The organism is Pseudomonas baetica, assembly GCF_051216495.1.
Lineage (GTDB): Bacteria > Pseudomonadota > Gammaproteobacteria > Pseudomonadales > Pseudomonadaceae > Aquipseudomonas > Aquipseudomonas baetica_B.
Genome location: NZ_JBPKAM010000155.1, coordinates 1 through 9,562, shown reverse-complemented (window position 1 = coordinate 9,562; position 9,562 = coordinate 1). Strand labels below are relative to the sequence as shown.

Genomic DNA, 9,562 nt, shown 5'->3' with positions numbered 1-9,562 from the left:
GAAGAAAGAAAGAGCGACGGGAGTGGCCGGCGCCTAAAAAGAAGGCAAATCAACAGCAATCAACTCGAACTCCCTCCCCCCCCCCACAACCCTCCCCGCTCCCACAGTGAAGATGCATTGCTCAGGATCTACAGTTCTTCCCCCAATGCCTTTAGATATTCAGGGCTCTCACCAATCGAATTGTGCCCCGTCCCGGAAATCACCTGCAGGGTCGCCACACCCTCGGGAAAATGGCTCAAGAGCCGCCGGGTGCTGGACGCCGGAATCACTTCATCCTGTTCGGCCGCTATTAACCGTGTCGGCACCCTGATGTGTTCGGCATAGCGCCAGGATTCAAACTTGTCCTTCAACAACCACTGCACCGGAAACCAGCGGAACTGCCGCGCTGCGAGTTCTTCCAGGCTGTTGTACGGCGTGACCAGCAGCAGTTTTTCCGCTGGGCGAACGCTGGCCAGGCGCACGGCGACTCCCGAACCCAGGCTGCGCCCGACCACGGCAATCTGCGGATGCTCGGCGTAGACCTTGTCGAACAAGGCCATGGCATCACGGGCAATCGCTTCTTCGGAGGGCGAGCCGCTGCTGCCGCCGTAGCCTCGGTAATGCATCAAATACAGCGCATGCTCGGGGAAGGCCCGGGCGAATTCCGGCAGGCTGCGCGAGACGTCTTCGGCGTTGCCGCCGAAATAGATCAGCGCTTTGGGACCTTTGTGCGGTCGAATCGAGACCAGCACCTGCGCATCGTCGACGGGTAGCGTGAGCAGCGTTTCGGATGAGCCCACGGCACGGGGCTGCGGGTAGTAGATGAGCGCACGCTGAAACACGAACAAGGCGGCACAAAGCGCCAGGTACAGCACTGCGACTATGACGACGACCAACACCAGGGTTCGGGACATTCGGCTAACGTTAGTGGGCATTGACGGCTCCGGGGTGCTGTCGAAGTGTAGCTGGCGGTAAAGGAGGGCACCGATGCCCCATCTTCCTCAATGGCTCGATGTGCGGCCGGCCGAAAGGGCTGCACTAGTGCTGGGCTTTTCCTTCCACTTCTGCGTGTTGGCCAGCTACTACCTGGTGCGGCCGCTGCGCGATGCCCTGGGCCTTGAAGGCGGCGCCGACAAGTTGCAATGGCTGTTCACTGCCACCTTCGTGGTCATGCTGCTGATGGTGCCGGTGTTCGGTGCGCTGGTGTCGCGGCTGCCGGCCACGCGATTCGTGCCGCTGATCTACCGGGTGATCGCCGTGTCCATGCTGGTATTCGGCGTGCTGATCGCCAACCGTGTCGCACCGGTGACGGTCGGGCGGGTGTTCTTTGTCTGGATCAGTATCTACAACCTGTTCATTGTCTCGATTTTCTGGAGTGTGCTGGTCGACCGCTTTTCCAGCGAGCAGGGGCGACGGCTGTTCGGTTGTATTGCGGCGGGCGGCACCCTCGGCACCTTTATCGGGCCGTTGCTGGCGGCGACCATGGTCTCCCGACTGGGGCCGATGGCACTGACCGTGGCGGCGGCGTTGCTGCTGGAGGTCGCCGTGCGCTGCTACCGGGGACTGCTGTCGCGCACCCAGTCGCAGTCTGGCAATCGGCTAATCGACGAACGGCGCATGGGTGGCAGCATCCTTGCCGGCATCACCCTGATTCTGCGCTCTCCGTACTTGTTGGGGTTGGTGCTGTTCATGCTGCTGCACACCAGTGCCGCGACCTTGTTGTATTTCGAGCAGGGACGGATTGTCGCTGGCAGCTACGCTGATACTGGCAGCCGGACGCAATTCTTCGCCGTCGTCGATTTGATCGTGTCGGCGTTGACCTTGGCCTTCCAGCTGCTGCTGACGGCGCCGTTGATCCGCCTGGTGGGCATTGGCGGGGCGCTGGTTGCCTTGCCGCTGGCGACGATCGTGGCCTTCGCCGCCATGGCCATGGCACCGGTGCCGACGACCGTGGCGCTGGCCCAGGGGCTGCGCCGGGCGGTGGAATTCGCCATCGTGCGACCGGCGCGAGAGGTGTTGTGGACGGTGGTGAGCCGCGAGGAGAAGTACAAGGCCAAGAACGTGGTCGAAACCTTGGTCTATCGCGGTGGCGATGCCGCCAGTGGCTGGTTGTCCGCCGGTTTGACGGCGCTGGGCGCGGGGTTCGGTTTGGTCGCGGTGGTGATCGTGCCATTTGCCGGGTTATGGGGCGGATTGTGCCTGTGGCTGGCCAGGCAGCAGGCGTTGCGCGCCGCGCCGGAGCAACGGTTGAGGGACAGGTCATGAGCCATCCGGACGGTTTCACCCGCAGGAAAATACTCACGCTGGCTGCCGGCGCTTCGGCGGTCTTCACGTTCGCTCCGGCGGTTGCGCAAATCGCGCTGGCGACGGGAACAGGAGGCAAGACCATGCAGACCCGTGCCATCCCTTCGAGCAACGAACCACTGCCCATCGTCGGGCTGGGCACCTATCGCGGCTTCGATGTCGCGCCCCAGGAGCCGGCCTACAAGCAACTGCCCGGGGTGTTGCGCGCGTTGTTCGAGAAGGGCGGGACGGTGATCGACAGCTCACCGATGTACGGTCGCGCCGAGGAGAACACCGGCGAACTGCTGTCGATCCACGAACCACGTTCGCCGGCGTTCCTGGCGACCAAGGTGTGGACCCGGGGTCGCGAGGAGGGCATCGCGCAGATGGAGCAGTCGTTCAAGCTGTTGCGCACCGACCGTATCGACCTGATGCAGATTCACAACCTGCTGGACTGGCAGATTCACTTGCCGACCTTGCGCCACTGGAAGGAACAGGGGCGAATCCGCTACATCGGCATCACCCATTACACTCCGTCGGCTTATGAGGAGGTCGAAGCGGTGCTCAGGGCCGAGCCCCTGGATTTCCTGCAAATCAATTATGCCCTGGACGATCGCGGCGTCGAGAAACGCATCCTGCCGCTGTGCCGGGAGCGCGGCGTGGCGGTGATCTGCAACCGGCCGTTCGGCGGTGGCGGGCTGATCGCCCGGCTCAAGGACAAGCCGCTACCGGGCTGGGCCGCGCAAGTCGGGGTCAAGAGCTGGCCGCAGCTTGCGCTCAAATTCCTGTTGTCGCATTCGGCGGTGACCTGCGTCATCCCCGGCACCGGCAACCCGCGCTACATGGCGGAAAACGCCGGCGCCGGCTTCGGCCCGACGCTGACCGATGCCCAGCGACACCAGTTGATTGCGCTGGTGGAGTAGATTTAAGCGGACGCAGATCTGTGGCGAGGGAGTTTACTCCCGTTCGGCTGCGAAGCAGTCGCAGATCCAACCAACGCAATCTATCTGAATTGACGCAGGGGGCCGCTTCGCGCCCCAGCGGGAGTAAACTCCCTCGCCACAGGTTTCTACTCGCCTGAGGTATTGATGTTTACCCAGGGCTTTATTTGCTGATTTCACTGCTGGGCGGTGTGTCTTGAAAGCTCTCCTATACTGTCCGCGTTGACTGGCTCGCTTCCCCCAACCACTACTGCAAGGAGATCGAACATGGCAATCCGTATTGGCGACGAAGCACCGGATTTCACCGCCGACACCACCGAAGGCAGGCTCAACTTTCACGAATGGATCGGCGACAAGTGGGCCATCCTGTTTTCCCATCCGAAGGACTTCACCCCGGTCTGCACCACTGAACTTGGGTATCTGGCCAAACTGAAACCCGAGTTCGACAAGCGCAACACCAAGATCCTCGGCCTGAGCATCGACCCGGTCAGCGACCACAACAAGTGGGTCGGTGACATCGAGGAAACCCAGGGCAATGCGGTCAACTACCCGCTGATCGGCGACGAAAACCTGGTGGTGGCCAAGCTCTACGACATGATTCACCCCAATGCCAGCGGCGGGTCGCGCACGGCCGTGGACAACGCCACGGTGCGCTCGGTGTTCATCGTCGGCCCGGACAAGAAGATCAAGGCGATGCTGATTTACCCGATGAGCGCCGGGCGCAACTTCGACGAAGTGCTGCGCTTGCTCGATTCGTTGCAACTCAATGCCAAGCACACCGTCGCGACCCCGGTGAACTGGCGTCCGGGGGAAGACGTGATCATCCCGACGTCGGTTTCGGATGAAGATGCGAAGAAGAAATACCCGGATGGCTTCAAGACCCTGAAACCTTACCTGCGGACCGTGGCACAACCCAAGTAGTCACTACCGCTTTCGCGAGCAGGCTCGCTCCCACAGGGAGATGCGATCAAAACTGTGGGAGCGAGCCTGCTCGCGAAGGGGCCGGTCCTGCAAACCAATCAACTTTCAGTCACACCAGATACTTGCGAAACCACCCCAACGTCCGGTCCCACGCCAGCTTCGCCGCCGCTTCGTCATAACGCGGCGTGGAGTCATTGTGAAAACCGTGGTTCACGCCGGGATAGATATAGGCCTCATAGGTCTTGCCATCGGCTTTCAGGGCTTTTTCAAAGGCTGGCCAGCCTTCATTGATCCTGGCATCCAGTTCGCCATAGTGCAGCATGAGCGGGGCCTTGATCCGGGGTACATCCTTGGCGTCGGGCTGGCGACCGTAGAACGACACCGCAGCACCCAATTCCGGATAGGCCACCGCCGCGGCATTGGTGACGCCACCGCCGTAGCAGAACCCGGTGATGCCCACTTTTCCGTTGCCAGTCTCGTGTTTCATCAGCCATTCCACGGCGGCGAAAAAATCGTTCATGAGTTTTTCCGGATCGACTTTTTCCTGCAACGCCTTGCCTTTTTCATCGTTGCCGGGATAACCGCCGACCGAACTCAGGCCGTCCGGCGCCAACGCGATAAACCCGGCCTTGGCCAGTCGCCGGGCGACGTCTTCGATGTACGGGTTGAGCCCACGGTTTTCATGCACGACCACTACCGCGCCGACCTTGCCGGTGGCCTTGGCCGGGCGCACCAGATAGCCGCGAACGTTGCCGTGGCCCTTGGGAGAAGGGTAGGTGATGTACCCGGCCAGGATGTCCGGATCGGTGAACTCGACCTGTTCGGCCAGTGCATAGTTCGGGCTCAGCGAAGCCAGCAACGCACTGGCCGTCATGGTGCCAAAAGTGAACAACGCCGCCCGGTCGAGAAACTCACGCCGGTTGATCAGGCCGTGGGCGTAGTAGTCGTAGAGTTCCAGCAGCTCCGGGGCAAAGTCTTTCGCAGTAAGGCGGGGCATCTGTGTGGTTCCTCTTTGGCTGGGCGTACAGGATCCCTGTAGGAGCGAGCTCGCTCGCGATGGTCGTCAACGATAACGCTGGAAGCCTGACACCCCGTGGGGCTCTCAAGTTTTTCGCGAGCAAGCTCGCTCCTACAGGGGATTGGTGTTTATTTGAGGCTCTGCGCCCCGGCTTTTGCCACCTGCGCATCCTGCTCGGCCTTGACCCCGGACACCCCGACCGCGCCGATCACCTGTCCGTCGACGATAATCGGCACGCCTCCCTCCAGGGAGGTCAGCAACGGTGCGGACAGGAAGGCCGTGCGTCCACCGTTGACCATTTCTTCATAGCCTTTGGATTCGCGGCGGCCCAAGGCAGCCGTTCGGGCCTTCTCCGTGGCGATGTAGGCGGTGATGGGCGCGGCACCGTCGAGGCGTTCGAGGGCCAGGGGATGGCCGCCGTCATCGACGACCACGATGGTCACCGGCCATTGATGGGTTTGCGCGGCATTGCGCGCCGCAGTGAGGATCTGGCCGACTTCGGTCTGACTGAGCACGGCTTTGCGGTTCATCGGTGATCTCCGGATTCAAGGCAATGCGGCTTCGACCACTTCGATCCAGTGCCGGACAGGCGTACGTCCCGCGCCATCCAGGTGTGTCTGGCAACCGATATTGGCCGTGACAATGAGTTCAGGGTAGCCGCTTTCCAGCGCATTCATTTTGTTGTCGCGCAATTGCCGAGACAGTTCGGGTTGGGTCAGCGAGTAGGTGCCCGCCGAACCGCAGCACAAATGACTATCAGGCACGTAGGTCAGGTTGAAACCCAGGCGTTCGAGTACCGCTTCAACCGCCCCCCCGAGTTTCTGCGCGTGCTGCAGGGTGCAGGGACAATGGAAAGCCAGGCGATGGGCATTGTGGATACCGAGTTTTTCCAGTGGCTCATCGCGCAGCACTTCGACCAGGTCCTTGGTCAGGGCACTGACTTTTCTGGCTTTGTCGGCGTAGACAGGGTCGCGGGTCAGCAGGTGGCCATAGTCCTTGATGAAGGCGCCGCAACCGCTGGCTGTCTGCACGATGGCCTCGACGCCGTTTTCGATCATGGGCCACCAGGCGTCGATGTTATGCCGAGCACGGTCAAGGCCAGCAGCCTGGGCGTCCAGGTGATAATCCACGGCACCGCAACAGCCGGCTCCGCGGCTTGGCGTGACACTGATTCCGAGCCGATCCAGTACCCGGGCGGCGGCTACGTTGGTATTGGGCGACAGCCCCGGTTGCACGCAGCCTTCAAGCATCAGCACTTGTCGTGCATGGCGCGCCGTGGGGCGTTGCTTGCTCGGCGCTGTGCTGCGCGGCAATTTGCTTTGCAGCGCGTCGGGCAGCAAGGCCCGGAACACCTGGCCGCTATTGACCAGACCTTTGAATAGCTCGGGATGCGGTACCACCTTGCGCAATCCCTCGCGCAGCAAACGCTGGCCGATCGGACGCGGTACGGCGGCATCGACCACCGCGCGGCCGATGTCCAGCAGGTTGTGGTAGTCGACACCCGACGGGCAGGTGGTTTCGCAGTTACGGCACGACAGGCACCGGTCCAGATGCTGCTGGGTCTTTTGCGTGACTTCGTTGCCTTCCAGCACCTGCTTGATCAGGTAAATGCGCCCGCGCGGGCCATCCAGTTCATCGCCGAGCAATTGATAGGTGGGGCACGTGGCATTGCAGAAACCGCAGTGCACGCAGGTGCGCAGGATGCTGTCCGCCTCTTCGGCGCGGGGCAGTCGGCGGGCGGTTTCACTCAAGGTGGTCTGCATGGTTCAAAGCTCCGCGTACAGGCGACCGGGGTTGAAAATACCCTGGGGATCGAGCTGGTGTTTCAGGTTCTGGTGCAGGCGCATCAGGGCGACCGGCAGCGGCTGGAACGGGTTGTCGACCAGACTGTGGCTGTAGCAGGTCACATGCCCGCCAACTTCATCGACTACCTTGCGAATGAAGGACGCTTCGGCGTCGGATTTCAGCCAGCGCTGGGCTCCGCCCCAGTCGATCAGTTGCCGGCCGGGCAGGGACAATTTGGGCGTATTGTTGGGTAGTGACAGGCGCCAGAGCGGCTGATCCTCATCGAAGAACGGCAAGCGCTGTTCATTGAGATCGGACCAGAAGGCGCTGTCCAGCCGCTCGCCACCCAAGCGATCATGGGCCGCCGCCACCGAACCGTCACCGCCCTCGAGCCGCAGGTGCAGGCGCTCACCGTCATGGCAGGCAGCACTGATCGGCAAGGGCTGCTGACCCCATTGCGCCAGTTGCTTCAAAGCGCGTTCGCTGTCCATTTCCAGGCTGATGCTCAAGGCTTGCCGGGGTTTTGGCAGGACCTTGAGCGAGACTTCCGTGATCAGGCCCAATGTGCCGTAGCTGCCGGCCATCAGGCGCGACAGGTCGTAGCCGGCGACGTTCTTCATCACTTCACCGCCAAAGCGCAGGTGCTTGCCCAGACCGGTGATCACCCGGGTGCCGAGGACAAAGTCGCGCACCGAACCGGACCACGGCCGCCGTGGTCCCGACAGCCCGCAGGCAATCATGCCGCCCACGGTAGCGTCGTCACCGAAGGCGGGCGGCTCGCAGGGCAGCATTTGCTGTGCATCGTCGAGCACTTGCGTCAATTCGGCCAGCGGCGTGCCGCAGCGTACGGTGATCACAAGCTCGGTCGGGTCATAACTGACGATGCCGCGATGGACGCGGGTGTCGAGTATTTCACCGGCCACGATGCGTCCCAGGAAGGCCTTGCTGTTGGCACCCTGTATGCGCAGCGGCGTGGCGTTTTCCAGCGCCTGGTTGACTTGTTCCAGCAGCGCGCTGCTGTCGTCCATATCGCCTGTACCGTGCATCAGAAACGCTCCAGGTCAGGGAAGGGCAGTTGTCCGGCATGCACGTGCATGGCACCAAATTCGGCGCAGCGGTGCAGGGTCGGGATGTTCTTGCCGGGGTTGAGCAGGCCGCTCGGGTCAAATGCGGCTTTGACCGCATGAAACAGGGTCAGCTCGTCGCTGTTGAACTGTGCGCACATCTGATTGATCTTTTCGCGGCCTACGCCGTGTTCACCGGTGATGCTGCCGCCGACCTTCACGCACAGCTCCAGGATCTTGCCGCCCAGGGTTTCGGCGCGCTCCAGTTCGCCCGGCTGATTGGCATCGAACAGAATCAATGGGTGCATGTTGCCGTCGCCGGCATGGAACACGTTGGCCACCCGCAGGCCGTATTCGGCCGACAGGTCGGCGATGGCCTTCAGGACGCCGGGTAATTCTCGACGAGGAATCGTGCCGTCCATGCAGTAATAGTCCGGCGACAAGCGACCCACCGCCGGAAAGGCGTTCTTGCGCCCGGCCCAGAAACGCACGCGCTCGGCTTCGTCCCGGGCCAGGCGGACTTCGGTTGCACCCGCCTGTTCCAGCACCTGGCGCACCCGTGTGCAGTCGTCGTGGACGTCGGCTTCGACGCCATCGAGTTCGCACAACAGGATGGCTTCGGCATCCACTGGGTAACCCGCGTGGATGAAGTCTTCGGCGGCGCGGATGGCCAGGTTGTCCATCATCTCCAGTCCCCCAGGGATGATGCCGGCGGCGATGATGTCGCCGACGGCCTGTCCAGCCTTTTCCACGGAGTCGAACGCCGCCAGCAGCACCTTGGCGGACTGTGGCTTGGGCAAGAGTTTGACCGTGACTTCGGTGATCACCCCGAGCATGCCTTCGGAGCCGGTGAACAAGGCCAGCAGATCCAGGCCCGGCGAATCGAGGGCATCGGAGCCCAGGCACAGGTGTTCGCCGTCGACGGTGAGGATCTCGACTTTCAAGACGTTGTGCACGGTCAGGCCGTACTTCAGGCAATGCACTCCGCCTGCGTTTTCGGCAACATTGCCGCCGATGGAGCAGGCGATTTGCGACGAGGGGTCTGGCGCATAGTAAAGGCCATAGGGGGCGGCGGCCTGGGAGATCGCCAGGTTGCGCACCCCCGGCTGGACCCGCGCGGTGCGGGCGGCGGGGTCGATGTGCAGGATCTGATTGAAGCGCGCCATCACCAGCAACACGCCTTTTTCCAGGGGCAAGGCCCCTCCGGACAAACCGGTGCCGGCACCCCGGGCGACCACTGGTACCTGTCGCTCATGGCACAGGCGCAGCACGCCTTGAACCTGCGCGACAGTGCGGGGCAACACCACCAGCATCGGCGTGGTGCGGTACGCCGAAAGGCCATCGCATTCGTACGGCTTGAGCTCCTCCTGCTGATGCAGGATTTCCAGTTCTGGCAACCGGGAATGCAGGGCGTGCAATAGCGCGTTCTTGTCGACGTCCGGGAGGGCGCCGTCGACGCGTTCATCGTAAAGAATGTTCATCGGCGTACGACACTCGTTGGCAATCACTGTGGGAGCGAGCCTGCTCGCGAAAGCGGTGGGTCAGACACATGGATGCTGGCTGTGCCGACG

The 9,562-nt window shown here is 62.4% G+C and carries 9 protein-coding genes and 1 pseudogene; 4 read left to right on the top strand and 6 right to left on the bottom strand.

Annotated features, from left to right (window positions below; all coding sequences use genetic code 11):
• Nucleotides 1-128: 128 nt before the first annotated feature.
• Nucleotides 129-914: an alpha/beta hydrolase gene (locus tag ACSFE6_RS29490; RefSeq protein ID WP_435430900.1), complete on the bottom strand. Its 786-nt coding sequence runs from the start codon at nt 912-914 to the stop codon at nt 129-131.
• A 52-nt stretch (nt 915-966) separates the two neighbouring features.
• Between ACSFE6_RS29490 and ACSFE6_RS29485 the strand changes: the two genes are divergently transcribed.
• The 3 genes from ACSFE6_RS29485 to ACSFE6_RS29475 all read left to right on the top strand — a co-directional run bounded on the left by ACSFE6_RS29485 (nt 967) and on the right by ACSFE6_RS29475 (nt 4,124).
• Entirely contained in the window at nt 967-2,244 is a 1,278-nt protein-coding gene (locus ACSFE6_RS29485; protein WP_435430899.1) for an NTP/NDP exchange transporter, read from the top strand.
• The gene (locus ACSFE6_RS29480) at nt 2,241-3,185 is read left to right on the top strand and encodes an aldo/keto reductase (RefSeq protein WP_435430898.1); all 945 of its coding nucleotides are present in this window, start codon (nt 2,241-2,243) and stop codon (nt 3,183-3,185) included. Before ACSFE6_RS29485 ends, ACSFE6_RS29480 begins: the two co-directional genes overlap by 4 nt.
• 285 nt (nt 3,186-3,470) lie before the next feature.
• On the top strand, nt 3,471-4,124 hold the full coding sequence (locus tag ACSFE6_RS29475) for a peroxiredoxin (protein WP_435430897.1): 654 nt from the start codon (nt 3,471-3,473) through the stop codon (nt 4,122-4,124).
• Nucleotides 4,125-4,233: 109 nt separating this feature from the next.
• Here the strand turns inward: ACSFE6_RS29475 and yghX are convergent, their stop codons facing one another.
• A complete protein-coding gene (gene yghX / locus ACSFE6_RS29470; protein WP_435430896.1) occupies nt 4,234-5,121 on the bottom strand; it encodes a YghX family hydrolase in 888 nt (295 codons plus the stop codon).
• A gap of 59 nt (nt 5,122-5,180) precedes the next feature.
• On the opposite strand from yghX, the pseudogene ACSFE6_RS29465 reads away from it, so the two are divergent.
• Nucleotides 5,181-5,258: pseudogene (locus tag ACSFE6_RS29465) on the top strand (outer membrane lipoprotein carrier protein LolA); the annotation flags it as partial.
• 12 nt (nt 5,259-5,270) lie between these two features.
• On the opposite strand, the gene ACSFE6_RS29460 reads toward ACSFE6_RS29465, so the two are convergent.
• From ACSFE6_RS29460 to glcD, 4 genes are read right to left on the bottom strand one after another with little or no spacing between them, the layout of a single operon-like run.
• Nucleotides 5,271-5,672: a heme-binding protein gene (locus ACSFE6_RS29460; RefSeq protein WP_435430895.1), complete on the bottom strand. Its 402-nt coding sequence runs from the start codon at nt 5,670-5,672 to the stop codon at nt 5,271-5,273.
• Nucleotides 5,673-5,687: 15 nt separating this feature from the next.
• The gene (glcF, locus tag ACSFE6_RS29455; protein WP_435430894.1) at nt 5,688-6,905 is read right to left on the bottom strand and encodes a glycolate oxidase subunit GlcF; all 1,218 of its coding nucleotides are present in this window, start codon (nt 6,903-6,905) and stop codon (nt 5,688-5,690) included.
• A gap of 3 nt (nt 6,906-6,908) precedes the next feature.
• Nucleotides 6,909-7,973, bottom strand: coding sequence for a glycolate oxidase subunit GlcE (gene glcE / locus ACSFE6_RS29450; protein ID WP_435430893.1), 1,065 nt, complete (start codon nt 7,971-7,973; stop codon nt 6,909-6,911).
• Nucleotides 7,973-9,472, bottom strand: a complete 1,500-nt coding sequence (gene glcD / locus ACSFE6_RS29445; protein WP_435430892.1) for a glycolate oxidase subunit GlcD — start codon at nt 9,470-9,472, stop codon at nt 7,973-7,975. The genes glcE and glcD overlap by 1 nt, the downstream gene beginning before the upstream one ends.
• Nucleotides 9,473-9,562 lie beyond the last annotated feature (90 nt).